Source organism: Dysgonomonas massiliensis, from assembly GCF_900240225.1.
GTDB lineage: Bacteria > Bacteroidota > Bacteroidia > Bacteroidales > Dysgonomonadaceae > Dysgonomonas > Dysgonomonas massiliensis.
Genome location: NZ_OEPV01000004.1, coordinates 213,708 through 235,372, shown reverse-complemented (window position 1 = coordinate 235,372; position 21,665 = coordinate 213,708). Strand labels below are relative to the sequence as shown.

16 protein-coding genes are annotated in these 21,665 nt (G+C 35.4%); 4 read left to right on the top strand and 12 right to left on the bottom strand.

What is annotated here, in order from left to right:
* Positions 1 to 40 precede the first annotated feature (40 nt).
* The 11 genes from C1A06_RS05815 to fdxA all read right to left on the bottom strand — a co-directional run bounded on the left by C1A06_RS05815 (position 41) and on the right by fdxA (position 16,534).
* A complete protein-coding gene (locus tag C1A06_RS05815; RefSeq protein WP_101689300.1) occupies positions 41 to 1,303 on the bottom strand; it encodes a type IX secretion system plug protein in 1,263 nt (420 codons plus the stop codon).
* 251 nt (positions 1,304 to 1,554) lie between these two features.
* Complete coding sequence (locus C1A06_RS05810) at positions 1,555 to 2,280, bottom strand: YebC/PmpR family DNA-binding transcriptional regulator (RefSeq protein ID WP_101689299.1); 726 nt, start codon at positions 2,278 to 2,280, stop codon at positions 1,555 to 1,557.
* A 38-nt stretch (positions 2,281 to 2,318) separates the two neighbouring features.
* Positions 2,319 to 3,485: an AIR synthase related protein gene (locus tag C1A06_RS05805; RefSeq protein ID WP_101689298.1), complete on the bottom strand. Its 1,167-nt coding sequence runs from the start codon at positions 3,483 to 3,485 to the stop codon at positions 2,319 to 2,321.
* 126 nt (positions 3,486 to 3,611) lie between these two features.
* A complete protein-coding gene (locus C1A06_RS05800; RefSeq protein WP_101689297.1) occupies positions 3,612 to 4,574 on the bottom strand; it encodes an ROK family protein in 963 nt (320 codons plus the stop codon).
* Positions 4,575 to 4,709: 135 nt separating this feature from the next.
* Positions 4,710 to 5,807, bottom strand: a complete 1,098-nt coding sequence (gene meaB / locus C1A06_RS05795) for a methylmalonyl Co-A mutase-associated GTPase MeaB (protein WP_101689296.1) — start codon at positions 5,805 to 5,807, stop codon at positions 4,710 to 4,712.
* Between the two features lie 203 nt (positions 5,808 to 6,010).
* Positions 6,011 to 7,315 carry a tetratricopeptide repeat protein gene (locus C1A06_RS05790; RefSeq protein WP_101689295.1) on the bottom strand — a complete coding sequence of 435 codons (1,305 nt, stop codon included), beginning with the start codon at positions 7,313 to 7,315 and terminating at the stop codon, positions 6,011 to 6,013.
* Between the two features lie 20 nt (positions 7,316 to 7,335).
* A complete protein-coding gene (gyrA, locus tag C1A06_RS05785) occupies positions 7,336 to 9,882 on the bottom strand; it encodes a DNA gyrase subunit A (RefSeq protein WP_101689294.1) in 2,547 nt (848 codons plus the stop codon).
* A 197-nt stretch (positions 9,883 to 10,079) separates the two neighbouring features.
* Entirely contained in the window at positions 10,080 to 13,382 is a 3,303-nt protein-coding gene (secA, locus tag C1A06_RS05780) for a preprotein translocase subunit SecA (RefSeq protein WP_101689293.1), read from the bottom strand.
* A gap of 47 nt (positions 13,383 to 13,429) precedes the next feature.
* Complete coding sequence (locus C1A06_RS05775; protein WP_101689292.1) at positions 13,430 to 15,022, bottom strand: alkaline phosphatase family protein; 1,593 nt, start codon at positions 15,020 to 15,022, stop codon at positions 13,430 to 13,432.
* Positions 15,023 to 15,042: 20 nt separating this feature from the next.
* Positions 15,043 to 16,257: a lipoprotein N-acyltransferase Lnb domain-containing protein gene (locus tag C1A06_RS05770; protein ID WP_101689291.1), complete on the bottom strand. Its 1,215-nt coding sequence runs from the start codon at positions 16,255 to 16,257 to the stop codon at positions 15,043 to 15,045.
* A 109-nt stretch (positions 16,258 to 16,366) separates the two neighbouring features.
* Positions 16,367 to 16,534 carry a 4Fe-4S ferredoxin gene (gene fdxA, locus C1A06_RS05765; protein WP_101689290.1) on the bottom strand — a complete coding sequence of 56 codons (168 nt, stop codon included), beginning with the start codon at positions 16,532 to 16,534 and terminating at the stop codon, positions 16,367 to 16,369.
* Between the two features lie 257 nt (positions 16,535 to 16,791).
* Between fdxA and porT the strand changes: the two genes are divergently transcribed.
* From porT to C1A06_RS05750, 3 genes are read left to right on the top strand one after another with little or no spacing between them, the layout of a single operon-like run.
* On the top strand, positions 16,792 to 17,511 hold the full coding sequence (porT, locus tag C1A06_RS05760) for a type IX secretion/gliding motility protein PorT/SprT (RefSeq protein ID WP_442341961.1): 720 nt from the start codon (positions 16,792 to 16,794) through the stop codon (positions 17,509 to 17,511).
* 13 nt (positions 17,512 to 17,524) lie between these two features.
* Complete coding sequence (locus C1A06_RS05755) at positions 17,525 to 17,953, top strand: GNAT family N-acetyltransferase (RefSeq protein ID WP_101689289.1); 429 nt, start codon at positions 17,525 to 17,527, stop codon at positions 17,951 to 17,953.
* Complete coding sequence (locus C1A06_RS05750) at positions 17,910 to 18,239, top strand: nitrous oxide-stimulated promoter family protein (protein WP_306346014.1); 330 nt, start codon at positions 17,910 to 17,912, stop codon at positions 18,237 to 18,239. The genes C1A06_RS05755 and C1A06_RS05750 overlap by 44 nt, the downstream gene beginning before the upstream one ends.
* Before the next feature lie 41 nt (positions 18,240 to 18,280).
* Here C1A06_RS05750 and rnr read toward each other — a convergent pair whose 3' ends face one another.
* Positions 18,281 to 20,434, bottom strand: a complete 2,154-nt coding sequence (gene rnr / locus C1A06_RS05745) for a ribonuclease R (RefSeq protein ID WP_101689287.1) — start codon at positions 20,432 to 20,434, stop codon at positions 18,281 to 18,283.
* Between the two features lie 253 nt (positions 20,435 to 20,687).
* On the opposite strand from rnr, the gene C1A06_RS05740 reads away from it, so the two are divergent.
* The gene (locus C1A06_RS05740; protein ID WP_185116818.1) at positions 20,688 to 21,641 is read left to right on the top strand and encodes an NAD(P)H-dependent flavin oxidoreductase; all 954 of its coding nucleotides are present in this window, start codon (positions 20,688 to 20,690) and stop codon (positions 21,639 to 21,641) included.
* Positions 21,642 to 21,665 lie beyond the last annotated feature (24 nt).

Here is a 21,665-nt window from a genome sequence, read left to right as displayed (position 1 = left end):
TGCATGTACAAGCGTTTATAACGCTATTAAGAATATTTAATTACTTGGCACGAGACTGAAAAAATTGAGTAGCAATCAAACGATCATAATATTGGCCAATAGGGCAATAATATACATAGGCTACATATTCATTCTCAGCCTCATAATAGTTACCTTCAATCACAGATGTAGTAAATTGTCCTTTTTCTGAGTAGACCAGATATTGGTAATTGTATAACCCTTGTTTGAGAAGAAGACTAAGGCGATATTCTTTATTCAGAGGATCGTATTTCATCTTATATCTATCAGAGAATGTGTTATATGTGAAATCACCATTTATAAATATTGGATATGGCAATTCTTTTTCCATCGGCAAAGTAAAAATTGTCATAAAATAATCTGCCTCTGTCTCTGTATAATCTGTATCTGCACTTCGAATCATAAAACGTCCATTCTGATCCTGATCATAACTATAGGTACTATTACTTCTGATTTTTTCATCATTTATGTACATTTCATAATACGGAGGATTATATTTCAAGCTTGCTACACGATAACCATTAGATCGATAAGAGGAGGTTTCGAATCGACGATATTCATTTCCGGCTTCAAAAATTAAGTCTAAATTTTGATCGTATGTTACCTTTTGAGGAGTTACTAAGAATGGTTTTAGATTACTACGTTCAGTATCTAGACGATCATTTTGTAATACAACAACCTTCAACTCATCTACCGGATTTCGAATATCAAGAGAATTATTAACCGTTATAGATAATTGCTGATGCTCTTTATTGGCATCTATGTTAGTTATTGTAGATAGTTTGTACCCGATGCTTGCTAGAGCTTCATTCACAGAGAAACAAGCATTTAAGAGTATTTTACCTGGATTATCCTCGTCATAAACTTCTACCAAATAATTACCTGACACTTTAAAACTTACATCCTTATTCGGAATTTCTAGCTTATAATGAGTATAATCTACTGTCGTGTTGTTTGACAACTCGTAATCTTCGATTAAGCTATGATTAAAGCCATTTAAATATTCAATTTCAGATATTCTATCACTTTTTCTCCAGCTAGCATCACAGTGTGTTACTTTATAGCGTAATCTATTAAAAACCTCTTCTGACAGATAATCAAATTCAATAGATACATATTCGTCACTACCTAGTCTAATTATAGGATAAGATCCCCATCCTGAGTTTGTCATGACTTCTAAAGTTGCAATTTTGTCAGTCAGAGGGGTAGTTTTATATCTTTGCTGCGAATAAAGTACAACACTCTGTATAACAATAGATAATATTATAATAAATTGTCTTATCATCAGTCTAAATTTTGCTTTATAATATCAAAAATACATTGATTTTATTTAAGAATGAAATAGATAGGAATTTATTAACTTTATCTATACTTCAAAAGAAAAGGCTCTTTGACATTCTATTTCTCATACCTGGAATTTATAAAAGTGCAATATTTGAATAATAGCCTAAAAGTGTGCACAAGTGTTACTTTTTAACAAATAAGGCTGTCAAGATATAGATCCTAACAGCCTCGTATATAATCGGATGAATTGTTTTATTCTTCGTCTTCTTCTTTCATATTATGGAAGACATTTTGTACATCTTCATCATCCTCAATCTTGTCAAGTAATTTCTGAATTTGTTCTCTTTGTTCAGGTGTAACATCTTTTATATCTTTTGGTAGACGAACAAACTCAACGCTGTGAATTTCGAAAGCATTGTCTTCCAAGTATTTTTGAATATATGAGTTTGATTTAAAATCTCCATAAATCAAAATTTCATCTTCATCTTGCTCAACTTCTTCTACGCCAAAATCTATTAGCTCAAGTTCAAGATCTTCTAATTCTACACCTTCTTTTGGCGCAATTTTAAAGATACACATATGATCGAACATAAACTCAAGACTACCAGATGTACCTAACGAACCTCCATATTTAGTGAAATAGCTACGAATATTAGCTACAGTTCGGTTTGTATTATCTGTTGCAGTCTCTACCATAATGGCAATACCAAACGGCCCATATCCTTCGTAAAGCATTTCTTTGTAGTCTGCTTCATCTTTCGATGTTGCTCTTTTTATAGCACGCTCAACGTTTTCCTTAGGCATATTTTCCTTCTTCACTTGCTGCATCAGCATTCTCAAGTGAGGGTTAGCGTTTGGATCCGAGCCACCTTCTTTCACTGCGATCGTGATTTGTTTGCCTAATTTAGTAAATACGCGGGCCATGTTTCCCCAGCGTTTCATTTTGGTAGCTTTTCTATATTCAAATGCTCTTCCCATGGGTTAAACTATATTATATGTTTATTTTAAAATTAATTTTAATATTCAAATCTGCCAAATTCGCTTTCGATAACCAATTCTGTTTTTTCAGATGCTTCAACTCGACCTACTATTTGAGCATCAATATTGAATGATTTAGATATCTCAATAACTTGTTGTGCATATTCAGCTGGAAGATATATCTCCATACGATGTCCCATATTGAAGACTTTGTACATTTCTTTCCAATCAGTACCAGATTGCTCTTGTATTAATTTGAATAATGGAGGAACTGGGAACATATTATTTTTGATCACTTTTACGTTTTCAACGAAATGTAATATCTTCGTTTGAGCACCTCCCGAACAATGTATCATCCCGTGAATATGAGGTCTTAACTCGTTCAATATCTTTTTAATGACAGGCGCATAGGTGCGAGTAGGGGACAAAACAAGTTTGCCTGCATCAATATCTAATCCTTCAATAGTATCAGTTAATTTCATTTTTCCTGAGTAAACCAAATCAGAAGGAATTGAAGCATCATAACTTTCCGGATATTTTTCTGCTAGATAATTTGCAAAAACATCATGGCGTGCAGATGTCAAACCATTGCTACCCATACCTCCGTTGTATTCTTTTTCATATGTAGCCTGACCAGAAGAAGAGAGTCCAACTATAACTTCGCCACCACGTATATTATCATTAGAAATTACGTCAGAGCGTTTCATTCTACAAGTCACAGTACTATCTACTATAATTGTACGAACAAGATCACCTACGTCAGCTGTCTCGCCTCCTGTCGGATATATATTTACTCCTTGCTCAGCTAATTCTTCGCAAAGATCATTTGTGCCATTTATAATTGCTGAAATAACTTCTCCCGGAATCAGCATTTTATTGCGCCCGATAGTTGATGAAAGAAGAATATTATCAGTAGCTCCTACACATAGAAGGTCGTCAATATTCATTATCAGTGCATCTTGCGAAATCCCTTTCCAAACCGATATATCACCAGTCTCTTTCCAATACATATATGCCAGAGATGATTTTGTTCCGGCACCATCAGCATGCATTATGTTGCAATACTCCGGATCACCTCCCAAAATATCAGGAATTATCTTACAAAAAGCCTTTGGAAATATGCCTTTGTCAATATTTTTTATTGCATTATGTACATCTTCTTTCGAAGCAGAAACTCCTCGTTGATTGTATCGTTGATCGCTCATTATTCTATATTGAAAGGTAAATAAAATTTTGGCACAAAGTTAAGTATTCGTTTCAGTATAAACAAACACAGCCTGCACTGATTTGCAAGCTGTATTCAATAATTTTATCTTAGCGTAACTTATGGATTAATAGTCTTTAACTTCCCATCCAAGAGCACTTGCACCCAAAACGGCAGCATCGCTCTCTTTTAGTTCCGACATCATAAGCTTTACCTTGTTCTGATATATATTCAACAAGTTCTTCTCCATATGCATACGGATAGGATCGAAGATCAATTTTCCTGATTTAGTCAATCCTCCGAATAATATGATAGCTTCAGGGCTAGAGAATGCGACAAAGTCAGCAAATGCTTCCCCTAATAGTTGTCCTGTATACTCGAAAATTTCTTTTGCAATTATATCGCCTTGTATAGCAGCATCATATACGTCTTTTGATGTAATTTCTTCAGGATTAAGATTTCTCAATAATGAGGCATCTGATCTGTTACTCAAAAACTCCCGAGCTGAACGAGCAACTCCTGTCGCCGAGCTATAAGTTTCAAGACATCCTTTGCGACCACAGCCACACAAACGGCCGTCTCTACGAATAGTAGTATGTCCTAATTCGCCCGCAAATCCATCATTACCATATACTAATTGGCCATTTACAACAATACCGCTACCTACACCTGTACCAAGTGTAATCACAATAAAGTCTTTCATCCCTCTTGCGGCACCATATGTCATTTCCCCAATTGCAGCAGCATTGGCATCATTCGTTAGAGCAACCGGAACATTCAGTTTGTCAGTAAGCATTTGTGCCAACGGAATAACGCCTTTCCATGGTAAATTAGGAGCAAATTCGATACAGCCTGTAAAGAAGTTACCATTCGGAGCACCAACACCAATACCTTTAATTGTATCAATACCTCCAACCTGATCTATTACAGACTGAACTGCAATAGCCAAATTGTCAACGTATTCGTTAACTTCCTTGTATTGTGCTGTTTTGATTGATCCTTGGTTTACGATATGGCCACGTTTGTCAACAATACCAAAAACTGTATTTGTTCCACCTATATCAATACCAATTGCATATGGTTTATCCATGATTTTAAATTGTTTTAGTTGGTTATAATTTGGTTGTATTCTATTGTTTTTATTTTTTCATGTGCAAATATAATGATTAAAAGCCAAATTTTAAGGCTTCTAAATACGAAATATAAGTAAGAAAAGGCGGTTAAATTACTTCACATTTTCGAAATAGATATCAAGGATTTTTGTAGCAGCCGAAAAAGAGCTAATTCTCGAATTTAAGACATCCTGTTCCAAGACCTTCAATTGGCTCTGAATTAAATCATTATTGTAAAAATTTGATTTTAAACGGTCATTTATAGTTTCATACATCCAATATTTTGATTGTTCGTTTCTCCGATAATCGAAATATCCATTTTTAGTAACAAAATCGATGTATTTGTCTATCATATCCCATATTTCAGGTATACCTATTTCATAATAACCAGAATATGTCAACACTTCTGGTTTCCAACCTGATTCAGGTAACGGAAATAAATGCAAAGCATTTCTAAAATGCGATTGAGCCAATTTTGCCTTTTCAATATTGCTACCATCAGCCTTGTTTATGACAATACCATCAGCCATCTCCATGATTCCTCTTTTAATACCTTGCAATTCATCTCCAGTTCCGGCTAATTGTATCAATAAAAAGAAATCAACCATTGAATGCACTGCTGTTTCGGATTGTCCAACTCCTACAGTTTCAATTATAATCCGATCAAAACCTGCAGCTTCACAAAGAATAATTGTTTCACGTGTTTTGCGAGCAACACCACCTAAGGAGCCAGCAGAAGGAGAGGGGCGAATAAAAGCATCTTTCTCTATCGAAAGTTTTTCCATGCGGGTTTTATCACCCAAAATACTACCTTTTGTCACTTCACTCGAGGGATCAATAGCTAGAACTGCTACTTTGTGATTTTGCTTAATCAAATGCGTTCCAAATACATCGATTGAAGTACTTTTTCCGGCACCAGGAACACCTGTAATACCAATACGCACAGAATTACCAGAATAGGGTAAACATTTTTCAATAATTTCCTGAGCTAAAATCTGGTGATCAATTCTAGAGCTCTCAATGAGGGTAACCGCTTGACTTAATATCGAGATATTTCCTTTAAGAATACCTTCGACGAATTCATCAGCTGAATATTCCTTACGTTTAAAGCGTTTGAAGTCCTTCATATATGGATTGACCATTGGCTGCTCTGATGTACCTTTATTCACTTGCAAACCCTTGAACTTGCCACTATTCTCGATATGATCCATTTTGTTCGTATTATTAGTTTTAAATATCTCGTTACATTTAGAGTAAAGGTATTCATTCTTATTTGAAAAAAAAAGTTTCGAGCTGGCCTGTTTAATTAATTTCGCATTAATAATTAAACATAATAGTTATTATATAACAATTGCATTCATAAAAAAAGATGCCTATTTACTGGCATCTTTTTCTGAAATTGTATACTTCAACCTTATTCATATTTTAGCTCTTCAAGTTGAGCATCAACATCTTTAAGTTCTTTTTCTTTATCAACATTAAGCAAGCTCAAATTGTAATATACATTTTGTAGCTTCTGCAATGTTTTTTTGATATTTGATTTGCTATCAGCTCTTTCTGTTTGAGTATTATACAATTTTTCAAATTGCTCCATAGCTTTCATATACAAATCTACTGTTTGTTTATCAGCTTCAACTTGCTCTTTACGAGAAAGATTTACGATACTTTCTTTAATATCTTGCGCTTTGAAAGCATATACAAGTCCTAGACCTTCCATTGATCTTTCGCATGAAGGATCATTAGTTAACGTAGTTTGGTAAATTTCAAGAGCTTTATCGTATTCTTTGCTATCAAGATACAATGAACCTTTAACACTAGAGAACATACAGATGTCAGACGTATTTCCTGCTGCAATAGCTTGATCTAGGAAATCAATAGCTTTGTCTTTTTCTCCTGCTTTGATATATTCATTGATCAAATTAGATGTAAAATACTGATTTGAAGGGAATTTACTTGAACCTACTTTAAGCATTTCTAAATAGTTAACAGTATCTCCTTTTGTAATGTACTCATTTGCAAGCAATTCATATGGATCGCTTTCTTTTTGAGTAGCATTTTCAATGTATGGTTCTGATATAATTTTCTTCAATAGATTGATAGTACGATCCTTATCATCCGATTGAAGAGCAGTAATTATAGTGTAATATTTAATAATCTGATATGAGCTATCAGCAGTATTGAATACCTTAGCTTCTTCTGGTGTAAAGATGTCTATTTGAGGTATAGTCCAGTATAGCTCAAACATTGCAGAAGCATTCTTAGTATCTGATTTCTGATTATAATACACACCTCCGTTAGGATAATACTGATATAAAGCAGTGATATTTTTAACAATATCTTTTCTTACTTTATTTTTAACTTTACCTTTCTCATCAGGAAGTTGAGCTAATGAATCTGCTTTCAAATATGGTTCAATCATATTACGCATACCTGTGTATAGCACTTCTTCATTCCACCCTGCCCCTTTGTTGAAGTCTTTCAATCTTTCGTTATCAACTTCTTTATCTGCTGACTTAAATTCAATATCACCAGCTAATTTCCATGTATCAGGGCTAGTTGCAGTTTCAGGATCTGTTAATGCTGGCTTAATAAGTTCTCTTGCTTCATTAAAGCTTCCTTTGTCTAATGCTGACTTTACCTCTTTCAATACTTTCTTTTGAGAAAAAGCAGCTCCTGAAGCCACCAAGCATAGTGATACGACTATTAATATTCGTTTCATAATGGTACTATTTAAATGTTTCAATTTTCTTTATTTATTTCTGTTTCAGAAATATTAATATTATTATCTAATTCTACATCGTCATCATCTCCTTCAGATGAAACTACACAAACTGAGGCAATTTCATCATTTTTCTTACCCAAGTTGATCAATCTCACACCTTGGGTTGCACGTCCCATTATGCGAATATCGGAAACTTTCATCCTAATAGTTATACCAGATTTATTAATAATCATTAAATCATTATCATCTACTACACTATCTATAGAAACTAATTTTCCTGTTTTATCTGTAATATTCAGTGTTTTAACACCTTTACCACCGCGACTTGTAATTCTATAAACAGGCTCTCCATCTTCATCATTTAATCGAGTACGTTTTCCATAGCCCAACTCTGAAACAACCATAATAGATTTAGTGATTTGATCTTCTTTTGACATTACCAGCATTCCAACAACTTCGTCTGTAGGATCATCTTCGTCAATACGCATACCTCTAACACCGGTTGCAGTACGTCCCATTTCACGAACATTCGACTCATGGAAACGGATAGCGCGACCATTGCGATTTGCCATCAATATTTCGCTATCACCATCAGTCATAAGCACTTCTATTACTTTATCGTCTTCTCGAATAGTTATTGCATTTACACCATTTTGGCGAGGACGAGAATATGCTTCTAATAATGTTTTCTTAACAACACCGTTCTTAGTACAGAACATTAAATAGTGGTTGTTCACAAATTCACTATCCATCAATCCTTTAATTCTCACAAATGCAGTAACTTTATCATCAGAAGCGATATTCAATAAGTTTTGAATTGCACGACCTTTTGAGTTCTTAGAACCTTCAGGAATATCAAATACACGTAACCAATAACATCTTCCTTTTTGTGTAAACAGAAGCATATAGTCATGCATAGTAGCTGTATAGATGTATTCGATGAAATCTTCATCACGTGTCTCTGAGCCTTTAGCCCCTACTCCACCTCTATTCTGAGTTTTGAATTCTGTTAACGGAGTACGTTTGATATAGCCCATGTGAGAGATAGTAATAATCATCTCATCATCAGCATAAAAGTCTTCCGGATTAAGTTCTTCTGAAGAATATACGATTTCAGAACGTCGTTCATCACCGTATTTGTCTTTAATCTCAATTAACTCGTCTTTAATCACTTTCATTGCAAGATCATCGTTCGATAAGATTTCATTCAAATAAGCAATTAACTTTTGAATCTCATCAAACTCAGCTCTCAATTTATCTTGCTCGAGTCCTGTTAATTGGCGCAAACGCATTTCTACAATTGCACGCGATTGAATCTCAGACAAGTTAAATCTGGCAATTAAGCTTTCAATAGCTTCTTGAGGCGATTTAGAACCTCTGATTATTTTAATTACTTCATCTATGTTATCTGATGCGATAATCAATCCTTCTAAGATATGTGCTCTTTCTTCAGCTTTTCGCAATTCATATTGCGTACGACGAATAACAACATCATAACGGTGATCGACAAAGCAAGAGATCATATCTTTCAAGTTTAATGTACGCGGACGTCCATTAACTAGTGCAATATTGTTTACGCTGAACGATGATTGCAAAGCTGTTAATTTGTACAATTTATTTAGCACAACATTTGCATTAGCATCACGTCTCACATCCACAACAATACGCATACCCTGACGGTCGGTTTCATCATTAATGTTGCTTATTCCTTCTAAGCGTTTCTCGCTTACCAAATCTGCAATATGCTTGATCAGTTCAGCTTTATTAACTAGATATGGAATTTCGGTTATAATGATTTTATCATGTGAACTTTCTGTTTCGATCTCTGCTCTACCACGCATAATAATACGTCCACGACCAGTCTCGAATGCATCCTTAACACCTTGATATCCATAAATAAAACCTCCTGACGGAAAATCTGGAGCTTTAATATATTGCATTAAACCTTCAATATCAATATCTCTATTATCGATATAAGCAATTATAGCATTAATAGACTCCGTCATATTGTGAGGAGGCATATTAGTAGCCATACCTACAGCGATACCCGAAGCACCATTTATCAATAGATTCGGAATACGAGTTGGCAGAACAGTTGGTTCTTTCAGTGTATCGTCAAAGTTTAGTTGAAAATCAACAGTTTCTTTATCTATATCTTTCAACATTTCTTCGGCTAAACGACTCAAACGAGCTTCGGTATAACGCATAGCCGCCGGACTATCTCCGTCCACACTACCCATATTACCCTGACCATCTACAAGCATATAACGCATACTCCATTCCTGAGCCATACGTACCATCGCAAAGTAGACTGATGAGTCTCCGTGTGGGTGATACTTACCTAGCACTTCACCGACGATTCTCGCTGATTTTTTATGCGGCTTATTAGACGCATTACCTAATTCACTCATACCAAAAAGTATACGGCGGTGAACAGGTTTAAATCCATCTCTAACATCGGGCAATGCACGCGAAACAATTACTGACATCGAATAGTCGATGTAAGCAGATTTCATCTCATCCTCAATGTTGATTTTAATAATTCTATCTTCCTGATATCCCATTATTTAATTAAGTTTTATCTAATCAATAGTCTGCTGTATTTATGCGATTTTCATGCCGCAAATAAAAACATGCTAAGATACTAAATATAATGCAATAGTTAAAATTTTACCATACAAAAAAGCCCGACAGAAGTGATGTTTCTATCGGGCTTTATCAAAATATTATTTTTATTAGAAAACCTTAATTTTTGTTTCAATTAAGCATGTTTTCCATGACAGTTTTTATACTTCAATCCACTACCACAGAAACAAGGTTCATTACGTCCGGGAACTTTATCAACTTTAATCGGCGCCACCTTTTGTGGTTGTGGAGGCTGACCTGGCACACGTTGATTACCAGAAGATCCGTCCTCAGTTCTACCGGCCTTCATTTTACTATAATCAGTTTTCTCTTCTTCTTTAGCTTGCTGCACTTGCTCTGGCTCACGAAGTGGAATTTGACCACGCATTAATACTGTTACAGCTTTACTATTAACTACTACAAGCATGGCACTAAACAGCTTGAACGATTCGAGCTTATAGATCAACAATGGATCTTTTTGCTCGTAACTTGCATTCTGAACAGATTGACGCAAGTCATCCATTTCACGCAAATGTTCTTTCCATGATTCATCTATAGTATGCAATACGATTGCTTTCTCAAATGATTTTACAACCGATTTAGACTCTGTCTCGTATGCTTCCTTCAAGTTGCATGAAATATTGTATACACGTTTACCATCCGTTATTGGTATAAGTATATTCTCATAACGATCACCTTGCTCTTCGAATACTTGTTTGATGACTGGTTTCGTCACATCTGCCAAGCGATCCATCTTTTCTTTGAAGTTCTGAACTGCTCTATTAAACAATTTTTCTACAAGATCTTCAACTTTTGCTGTACGGAATTCCGATTCAGTGATTGGAGATTCGACAGCTAATATGCGAAGTGTATCAATTTTCAATGTCTCATAATCGTTTTCTTCACGGCAACGATTAACCAGTTCTTGAGCTGTATCGTAAAACATATTGACGATATCAATACCTATACGCTCACCCATCAACGCATGACGACGACGAGTATAGATAACTTCACGTTGCGAGTTCATAACATCGTCATACTCAAGCAAACGTTTGCGAATACCAAAGTTGTTCTCTTCTACTTTCTTCTGAGCACGTTCTACCGATTTGCTAAGCATACTATGCTCCAACATTTCTCCATCTTTGAAACCCATACGGTCCATCATGCCAGCAATACGTTCTGACGCAAACAAACGCATTAAATCATCTTCTAGAGAGATATAGAATACAGATGACCCTGGGTCTCCTTGACGTCCAGCACGCCCTCTCAACTGACGGTCAACGCGACGAGACTCATGACGCTCAGTACCAATAATTGCCAAACCTCCTGCTGCTTTCACTTCCGGTGCCAACTTAATGTCAGTACCACGACCAGCCATATTCGTTGCAATAGTTACTGCACCTGGCTGACCAGCATTAGCAACAACTTCTGCTTCCTTCTGATGCAACTTAGCATTCAAAACTGTATGCTTAATTTTGCGAAGATGTAACATCTTACTAAGCAATTCAGATATTTCAACAGAAGTAGTACCTACAAGAACTGCTCGATTTTGTTCAACTAAACTTACAATTTCTTCAATAACCGCATTGTATTTTTCGCGTTTAGTTTTATAAATACGGTCATTCATATCATTACGGGCTATCGGACGATTAGTCGGAATAACCACTACATCCAATTTATAGATATCCCAAAGCTCTCCTGCTTCCGTTTCAGCTGTACCGGTCATACCTGCAAGCTTGTTGTACATACGGAAATAGTTTTGCAGCGTAATTGTTGCGAATGTTTGAGTTGCAGCTTCAACTTTAACCCCTTCTTTAGCTTCTATCGCTTGATGTAAGCCATCGGAGTAACGACGACCATCCATAATACGACCTGTCTGCTCATCAACAATCATCACCTTATTGTCCATAACAACATACTCATCGTCTTTTTCAAACAAGCAGTACGCTTTCAGTAATTGATTTACTGTATGAACACGCTCAGACTTAACTGAGTAATTCTGCATAATTTCATCTTTCTTCTGAGCTTTTTCTTCATCAGCTATAGCCAAGCCTTCTAATTCAGAAAGCTGTGCGCTAATATCAGGAAGTACGAAGAATTGAGGGTCATCCGAACGTCCAGTTAAGTGGTCAATACCTTTATCTGTCAGTTCAATCTGATTGTTTTTTTCATCAATAACGAAGAGCAACTCATCTGTTACGATATGCATATTACGGCTTTGCTCTGCCATATAATGCTCTTCTGTTTTTAGCATTCCCGCTTTTATGCCTGGTTCACTTAAAAATTTAATCAAAGGCTTGCTCTTAGGTAAACCTTTGTATGAACGATATAGCAACAAGAAGCCTTCTTCTTGCTCTTTTTTGTCATCCGAAGCTATTTTAGCTTTTGCTTCAACTAACAATTTAGAACATAACTCACGTTGTGCTCTTACAATTACTTCAACACGAGGACGGAATTCTTCGAATAACTGCTCATCTCCTTTGGGTGTTGGACCTGAAATAATCAATGGCGTACGAGCATCATCAATTAATACCGAGTCAACCTCGTCAACGATAGCAAAGTTATGCTTGCGTTGTACCAAATCATTTGGATTGATTGCCATATTATCACGCAGATAATCGAAACCAAATTCATTATTTGTTCCAAAAGTAATATCAGCACGATAAGCCTGACGACGAGCCTCCGAGTTTGGTTGATGTCTATCTATACAATCAACAGACAAGCCATTAAACATATAGATCGGCCCCATCCATTCCGAGTCACGTCTTGCTAAGTAGTCATTCACTGTTACAACATGAACACCCTCACCGGTTAATGCATTCAAAAACACCGGAAGTGTACCAACCAAAGTCTTACCTTCACCGGTTGCCATCTCAGCAATTTTACCTTTATGCAATACTGTACCTCCAAAAAGCTGTACATCATAATGGATCATATCCCATACAATCTCATTACCTCCTGCAACCCAGCGATTGAAATAAACAGCTTTATCTCCATCTATTTCTACGAAATCATGAGTTTCGGCAAGTTGGCGATCAAAATCGGTAGCCGTTACAACGATTTCTTCATTTTCAGTGAAACGGCGTGCTGTATCTTTTACTATAGCAAATACTTCTGGCAATACTTGTTCTAATATTTCTTCATATTTTGCTGTTACTTCTTTTTCAAGCTTATCAACTTCAGCCCAAACAGTTTCACGTTTATCTATATCTATATTTTCGATGTTGGCCTTCAGCTCAGCAATCTTATTTTTCTCAGCAGCAACATAATCTTGAATTTTTTGACGAATTTCGAGCGTTTTAGCTCTCATTTCATCATTCGATAACATTTTCGTTTTCTCGTACGCTGCCTTTACTTTATCAACATACGGATTAATCTCTTTTAAATCTCGTTGCGACTTGTTTCCAAATAATTTGGTTAGTATGTCATTAAATCCCATATAATAGTTTTTTTATTTCTTTATAAATATTTATTCGTACAATTAAATTAAAATAGTTCTGATAAAGGTTGCCCCATTGCCGCATTTGGCGGTCTTATTCTCAACACCTGAGATATCGTAGGAGCAATTTCTACAGCTTTTATTGTACGTTTTATTCTTTGAGGCTTGATATTGTTTCCAAAGAAGATTACGGGACAAATGATTGCATTATTTCGTACAACCTTTGTCTTAAATTCTGGATTTTGTTCATTTACAATTTTATATCCAGGTTGTATTTCAACAAACAAGTCACCTGATGATTCTTTTGAATAACCATTCTTGTAGAATTCCATTATTGGATTCCATTCACCGTGCTTAAGCTGATATGCAGTATAAACATCCTGAACTCCTGTAAATTCAGCTACAAACTCGGCTGCTTTTTCCTGAACTTCTCTAAGAGAAAGCCCTTTATCCCCAATACGTTTTCTATCTAAATATATCTGATTATTATGATATTTCTTTACCCATTGCTCATTACCATATATAGCCATCAAATACATATTAAGCAATGCCTCGCAACGATTTATATGAAACGCTCCCCTATTTATGATATTATTAGGAGTTTCTTCGCCATCAAAATACCCAGTCGACGTAACAAATATAAGTGTATTTTTCAGTCCTACTGTTTTGTCGATTCCATCCAATAAAGCTTCAATATCTTTATCTAAACGAATATATAGGTCTTGAATTTCAGGAGAATTATTTGCAGCTCCAGGAAATGAGCCCGCATAAAAAGTAAGAGCTAAAAAATCAGGATTGATACGCTTACCCATATCCGCTTTCTCAAGAACTTTCAAGCTTGTTTCGCGCACATATTGATTCATAAATGGCGATTTCTTGAAATTTCGAAATGTCAGATTTCCATCAGCGGCAAGTCCTCGTTGAAAATTAACTACACCCTGTGTATATGGGAAAGCATTATATTTATTTATATCTAACAAAGGTTTCCATATTTGGCTCGAAATAACTTTATATGGATATGAGTTTTGATCTCTATTCTCTTGATCTACCACCCAATAAAAATCTCTATAGAAAGTAGATGATGACCATTTCCCGTTGTACGAGTCTAGCCAGAATACACCATTAGCTAAATGACCACCAGAAATCATTGCTTGCTCGGTTGTAGGAGCAAATGCATATACATCTGAAGCACTATTCGATGCCAATTTAAGTTCATCTGTCACCGTTGAAGCGAGCATAGCTAAAGGCGACACTTTGTCATGCGTGTAGTTTCCTAAAAAGTTTTGATCTTCGAAGATAGATATATCTTTATCTTCTTTGATTGAATACTTCTTATTACCTACAATACCATGATAAAAAGGAGTTGTTCCTGTATAAATAGTAGCAATAGACGATGACGCATCAAGATTTGGTTGATCAAACTTCATATTCTCATAAACTAAGCCTTCGTTTAATAAACGCTTGAACCCACGTTCTGAGAATGAAGATTTGAAAAGCTCGATATAATCTCCTCGTAGCTGATCGATAGTAATTCCAACTACCAGCTTAGGCATTTCTCGAGAGGAAGACACATCATGTTGCTGTGCTTGCAACGAAGATACAGCTATAGCAGCAACAAGAGTTGTTAATATTCTAATCATTAAATTATTTCAATCTGTATTTATTTTACACCAACAACCTTTCTCTGAGTAATTACGTTCATAACCGAACGCACCAATAATATCACCACATAAGGTATAAAGGCTAATTCCATATACTGAGGAATCAAAACCCATGCCAAAAGCAAGGTTGTTAGCGCCACAAAGTTAATAAAATGATAATAATAAATGCATTTTGCTAGTGGTTTTACAAAAAATAACAAACCGGCTATTAGCATTATTGGATTGAGCCAAACTAGATTCCAATTATTATCGACACAAGGATGGGTTGAGTGAAACATTAAGAAATAGATAATACTTCCTAAAATACCGGCAAAAATAAACAATATTGTATCAAATAATTTTACTAAAGTATTGTGATCATATTTATAAGCCCAATAAGAAAACAACAAAACTAAGATTAATGAAATAATACCGACAATCAATGGATAGTCAATTGGTAAATTATCTTCTTTTACTAAAGTACTTGGTGAAGAAAGAGTATTTGTTTCTACAACCAGAGCTCGCACACTATCGCCTTCTATCACTTCTGCTCCATCAATTGCTTGATATAAATAACTAGGCAGAAAGTCTTTCTGTCTGTCAGATATTATTTTATCAGCATCAGCACCTATAACCAAATCTATTCCAAAACGCAACCAAGGCTTTTGGGCAACACATTCGTGAATCAAATTTCTGTAAGTTTGCTCTTTATTAGTAGCTGTATATCGAATCTGGCCCTCTATATTTGCTTCAACTATATCTCTTGGGCGTGTAGCACAATTATCGTATAAGAAATTGTACCTATAGATTCTGTTTTCCGGCAAAGAATTTACAACCAATGCATTCCATACATTTTGTTTTTCCTTTAATGTTAAGTTCAAAACCTGCTCTTTAATTTCAACACCCCTTTCATGATATTCTTCTATTGCAAATCTCGAATTATAGCCAACCACCATGTAATCTGTTGCTCCTGTGACAAAACGCCACATAAAATTGGGGCTATCAAAATCAAATACTCCATAATTAAATGATAAGTCTATCCTATTTATTGGATCCTGAACTCGCAATACAGTGTGTCCAAACATGCTATAGACATATCGTGGTGATGCTGAGTTTGTGAGAACACTTACCTTAGACGAATCACTTAATTGAACAATATTCGATTGTGCATATATCCTAGATCCAGAAAGTAGGCAAATAACTAAAGAAAAAAATAATAGTAGATTCTTATCCATAATTGACAATAAAAAGAGATTACATATCTCCAAAATGACGAGAGCAAATATAACAAAAAAGCTACAATAAAATTATTGTAGCTTTTCGTATGCTTCTTAATCTAAAAAATTAAGCTGGATGTATTGCTTCAGATGGACATGCATCTGCACATGTTCCACAGTCTGTACACACATCAGCATCAATTACATAGATATCACCTTCTGAAATAGCTGAAACTGGACACTCGTCAATACAGCTTCCACAAGCGATACAATCTTCATTAATTACGTATGCCATGATAGTTTAGTTTTAAATTATTATTTTTTAACTTTGATACTGCAAATATATATAGTTTTCATACTTTACCAAAATTAATTTTGTGAATTATTCTCAATTATCACACATTTTGCTACCTGTGGATAGCATAATCAATTAAACATTAATCCTTTGTGTTTGATAATTTAGAGCAAATAGAATTAATCTATACATAATAGACAATTAAAATAAACAATAATTACCTACTCTTTACGTTTAAAAACAAAACAATTATAATATTGAAAACAAATACTTTTTACATAGTTATTACAGTTTTGCTACTACTGTTTTTTTCAAATTCTGTGGCAGCACAATCATATAGGAAAGTACAAAATCAGCCAAATGCAGATCAAAGACTATATCATTTTGGCTTATTCGTAGGCCTTCATGCTCAAGATATGGCCTTGAAAAATACAGGCCATACTTCTCCTGATGGCGAGGTATGGTTTGCAGACATTCCAGCTTATGCACCTGGGTTTACAGTGGGTATTATGGCTGATAGATATTTAAGCCAATATTTTAATCTAAGGGTATCTCCTGCCCTTCATATAGGTGAGAAGAAATACCTTTTCAGAGAACAATCTACCGGTGAAAAATACGATATTACAACCAAGAATAATTATATATCGGTTCCTATACATTTAAAATTTAGCGGCTCGCGTATTCATAATGCTCGTCCGTACCTTTTGGCTGGTCCATATGTAAATATGAGCCTAAACAATGATAAAGATAAGGCGATCCGCATGAAAAAGATGGATTACGGATTGGAATTCGGTATAGGTTGTAATATATATCTACCTCTTTTTAAACTTTGCCCCGAACTACGTTTCACCCTCGGTCTAGCTGATCTAGTTGATACAGATAAGTCTGACATAACAGATTTAGACATCATGAAATATAGAGATGCACTTGGCTCTGGAAAAACTCGAATGATTTCATTAATATTCAATTTTGAGTAGTAAATTTGTATTCATGAATTTACACTTTCAAGAAAATTGCAATAATATCAATTGGAATAAGATTCCTGATTTGCTCAAAGAAGTTGGAATGTCATATATAGATGCTAAAGGACATAAAAAGTCTTTTGAAGCAAGTTATGCTGTAATTTTTGCTTTTGACGATCAAGACTTAATTGGTTGTGGCAGAATGCTGTCTGATGGTATACGTCAGTCTGCTTTGTATGACATAGCCATTTTGCCGGAATACCAAGGTCTTGGAATCGGAAAAGAATTAGTAAATCGACTTATGCAAAAAACTCCGGATTGCAACTTTATGCTATATGCATCACCCGGCAAGGAGAGTTTTTATAAAAAGCTAAATTTCAAGCGAATGAAAACAGGAATGATACTGTTTTCTAATGACGAACGTATGTCTGATTCTAATTTTGTACTTGATGAATAGACAAGAAAAACTCACTGTTGGCAAAATGATATATATTTATTGTAATGCCAAACATGGAACACATAGTTCTTTATGCGCAGAATGTGAAGAATTGAATGATTACGCCCAATCTCGTCTTTCGAGATGTAAGTATGGAAATAATAAGCCTACTTGTGAAAAATGTCCGGTTCATTGTTACAAACCAGAAATGCGAGAAAAAATACGTAATGTTATGCGGTTTGCCGGACCAAGAATGATATATAAACATCCAGTCTTAGCAATAAAACACTTGTTTAAAACAAAATAGCGGGTTGAAAATCAACCCGCTATTTTTATATCTTTTATTAGTTATTGATTTTCAACCAACGCAAAATCGAGCTGCTTGCGCTCTAAATTCGCTCGTGCAACCTGAATACGAACTGGGTCTCCTAAACTAAAAGTCCGTTTTGTTCTACGACCACGCAAACAGTAATTTTTCTCATCGAATTCATAATAATCATCGTCAAGATCACGGATCGGAATCATCCCTTCACATTTATTTTCATTAATCTCTGCATAAAGTCCCCATTCCGTTACACCAGAAATTACTGCATCGAAATCTTCACCTAACTTATCAGCCATAAACTCGACTTGTTTGTATTTAATCGAAGCTCGCTCTGCACTTGCGGCAAGTTGTTCCATATCCGAACAATGCTTACATTTATTCTCGTACAAAACCTTACTCACACTACGCCCTCCATCTAAGTAACGTGTCAACAAGCGATGAACCATCATATCTGGATAACGACGTATCGGTGACGTAAAATGCGAATAATAATCGAAAGCAAGTCCGTAGTGACCTATATTATCAGTTGAATATATTGCTTTCGCCATCGCTCGGATCGCAATAGTTGAAATAAGATTCTCCTCAGGCTTGCCTGAAACATTATCTAGTAAATGATTAATAGATTTCGAAACAGCAGTTTTACTTCCATCAGCTTTAATCTTGTATCCAAATCGACGTATAAACTCCGACAAGTTCTCCATCTTATCCTGATTTGGTAAATCATGAATACGATATACAAACGTCTTAGCCTTCTTGCCTTTTGGCACATCGCCTACAAATTGAGCAACTGTACGGTTGGCCAATAGCATGAATTCTTCGATCAGTTTATTTGCATCAGTCGAATATTTAAAATAAACACTTAACGGCTTACCTTTTTCATCAATCTCGAAACGAACTTCATGACGATCAAAAGCTATTGCCCCATTATCGAAGCGTTTACTTCTAAGTTTTTTTGCTAATTGGTCTAAAACAAGAATTTCATCTTTATAGTCACCATCAGCACCTTCTATCATAGCTTGGGCTTCTTCGTATGTAAACCTACGATCGGAACATATTACAGTACGCGCAATTCTCGATTTCTTGATATTAGCATTTTCGTCCATCTCGAATATTGCAGAATAAGCCAATTTCTCTTCATTCGGTCTTAAGGAACACAAGAAATTACTTAAACGTTCGGGTAGCATTGGGATGGTACGGTCTACTAAATAAATAGATGTTGCCCTACTCTCCCCTTCTTTATCTATAATATCGCCTTCTCTCACATAATGTGTAACATCAGCAATATGTACGCCAACTTCCCAATTTCCATTTTTCAGCTGACGGATTGATAGCGCGTCATCAAAATCTTTTGCATCACGAGGGTCTATTGTAAATGTAGTTATCTTACGGAAGTCTTCTCGCTTTGCAATCTCTTCTTCGGTTATTATATCTGGAATTTTCTCAGCGGCAGCAGTTACCCTATCCGGATATTTATAAGGCAGACCAAATTCAGCAAGAATAGCATTCATCTCACTGTTATTCTCTCCTGCGACACCTAGAATATCCAATACTTTACCTATCGGATTTTTTGCTTTTTCAGGCCATTCTACCACTTCAACCAGAGCTTTATCTCCGCTTTTTCCTCCTTTTAAGGAATCTTTAGGTATAAAGATATCATTTGCAAGTACTTTACTATCCATCAATAAAAAAGCAAAATGCTTTTGCACTTCTAGAGTTCCTACAAATCGGGACTGTTTACGCTCTAATATTTCTTCGACCATTCCCTCAGGCATGTGCCCTTTACGATGTGCCAACACATGAATTTTTACACGATCTCCATCCATAGCATGAGCCGAATTTCGCTCAGCAATAAATATTTTAGTCTCGTCTTCATTATCCGGAACGAAAAAGTTCTTACCATTACTACGACGTTCGAAACGTCCTTCTAAAAACATTCCGCGTACATTGGCTTTATACTTACCTCGCGAAACTTCTTCCACAAACTCATCTTCTTTCAGATCGTCTAATATTGACACTAAAAGTTGTTTTTCCGCAGAAGTTTTTAGCTTTATCTCTGCCGCAATTTGTTTATAATTGAATGAATCCTTTGTATTTCGATTAAAAAAGTTTGTAACGTATCTTACAATATCAGCTTTTGAGCTTCGTTTATCGGCTTTATTAAATTTCTGTTTTGCCATTATTTTAACATTTTGAGTTGTTCAAATATACAAAAGTTTTCCATTATGATATCCTTTATTGAACACTATTTTGAAGAATCTATCAACTTCTAATCCTTTATTATAACCTACTATAAGAACCAATTTATCATCATTTTTGTATATGCAATCAGATAGTTTATCCAACAATAGCTATTTTTATGTAAGTTTGTCATAAGCAAAATAATTACTATTTTGTCAAATAAATTGTATTACATAAAACTATCTTATAAAAATGAGTAACAATAGAATAACATCTCTTTTCGGCATAAAATACCCAATTATTTCAGGTGGAATGGTATGGTGTAGTGGTTGGCGTTTGGCCGCAGCAGTTAGTAATGAAGGCGGTTTAGGTTTGATAGGTGCGGGCTCGCTTCATCCCGATAATTTGCGCTATCATATACAACAATGTAAAGCAGCAACAGACAAACCATTTGGTGTAAATGTACCGCTAATGTACCCTGAAATTGAGTCTATAATGAAAATAATTATAGAAGAAGGAGTCAAAATAGTATTTACTTCTGCCGGCAATCCGAAAGCTTGGACCAAAGAGTTACAAAGTCACGGAATAAAAGTAGCTCACGTAATTTCCAGCTCAAAATTTGCTATAAAATGCCAAGAAGCTGGTGTTGATGCTATTGTTGCAGAAGGATTTGAAGCCGGAGGACATAATGGCCGAGAAGAAACAACAACCATGGTCCTTATACCTCAGGTAAGAAAAGTATGTGATCTACCATTATTAGCAGCAGGAGGTATTGGCACAGGCAGTGGCATGTTAGCAGCAATGGCTTTAGGTGCAGATGGAGTACAGATAGGATCTCGATTTGCTATAACTGAAGAAAGCTCTGCTTCTGAAGAATTTAAGAAAGCATGTATTGCTCTCAAAGAGGGAGATACTGTACTATCACTGAAAAAAGTTAGTCCTACACGTTTAATTAAGAACGAATTTTATAATCAAGTACAAGCAGCAGAAGATAAAGGTGCCACTACTGAGGAATTACGCGAAATACTTGGTCGTGGACGTGCCAAGAAAGGAATTTTCGAAGGAGATCTGGTTGAAGGAGAACTTGAAATAGGTCAAATAAGCTCATTAATAGATGATATCCCATCTGTAGCTAAAGTAGTTGACAGTATTATTTCTGAATATAATAATCAGCTAGATGCTATTTCTACAAAAGGTAAATTCTAAATTTAGAAATCAATCCCAAACATA

What these genes read in the sequence shown, in the direction of transcription:
- fdxA (WP_101689290.1), bottom strand. Translation starts at nt 16,534, where the DNA reads ATGGCATACGTAATTAATGAAGATTGTATCGCTTGTGGAAGCTGTATT.
- C1A06_RS05790 (WP_101689295.1), bottom strand. Translation starts at nt 7,315, where the DNA reads ATGAAACGAATATTAATAGTCGTATCACTATGCTTGGTGGCTTCAGGA.
- C1A06_RS05770 (WP_101689291.1), bottom strand. Translation starts at nt 16,257, where the DNA reads ATGGATAAGAATCTACTATTATTTTTTTCTTTAGTTATTTGCCTACTT.
- meaB (WP_101689296.1), bottom strand. Translation starts at nt 5,807, where the DNA reads ATGGATCATATCGAGAATAGTGGCAAGTTCAAGGGTTTGCAAGTGAAT.
- C1A06_RS05755 (WP_101689289.1), top strand. Translation starts at nt 17,525, where the DNA reads ATGAATTTACACTTTCAAGAAAATTGCAATAATATCAATTGGAATAAG.
- rnr (WP_101689287.1), bottom strand. Translation starts at nt 20,434, where the DNA reads ATGGCAAAACAGAAATTTAATAAAGCCGATAAACGAAGCTCAAAAGCT.
- C1A06_RS05810 (WP_101689299.1), bottom strand. Translation starts at nt 2,280, where the DNA reads ATGGGAAGAGCATTTGAATATAGAAAAGCTACCAAAATGAAACGCTGG.
- C1A06_RS05815 (WP_101689300.1), bottom strand. Translation starts at nt 1,303, where the DNA reads ATGATAAGACAATTTATTATAATATTATCTATTGTTATACAGAGTGTT.
- C1A06_RS05750 (WP_306346014.1), top strand. Translation starts at nt 17,910, where the DNA reads ATGACGAACGTATGTCTGATTCTAATTTTGTACTTGATGAATAGACAA.
- C1A06_RS05805 (WP_101689298.1), bottom strand. Translation starts at nt 3,485, where the DNA reads ATGAGCGATCAACGATACAATCAACGAGGAGTTTCTGCTTCGAAAGAA.
- C1A06_RS05775 (WP_101689292.1), bottom strand. Translation starts at nt 15,022, where the DNA reads ATGATTAGAATATTAACAACTCTTGTTGCTGCTATAGCTGTATCTTCG.
- secA (WP_101689293.1), bottom strand. Translation starts at nt 13,382, where the DNA reads ATGGGATTTAATGACATACTAACCAAATTATTTGGAAACAAGTCGCAA.
- C1A06_RS05800 (WP_101689297.1), bottom strand. Translation starts at nt 4,574, where the DNA reads ATGGATAAACCATATGCAATTGGTATTGATATAGGTGGAACAAATACA.
- C1A06_RS05740 (WP_185116818.1), top strand. Translation starts at nt 20,688, where the DNA reads ATGAGTAACAATAGAATAACATCTCTTTTCGGCATAAAATACCCAATT.
- gyrA (WP_101689294.1), bottom strand. Translation starts at nt 9,882, where the DNA reads ATGGGATATCAGGAAGATAGAATTATTAAAATCAACATTGAGGATGAG.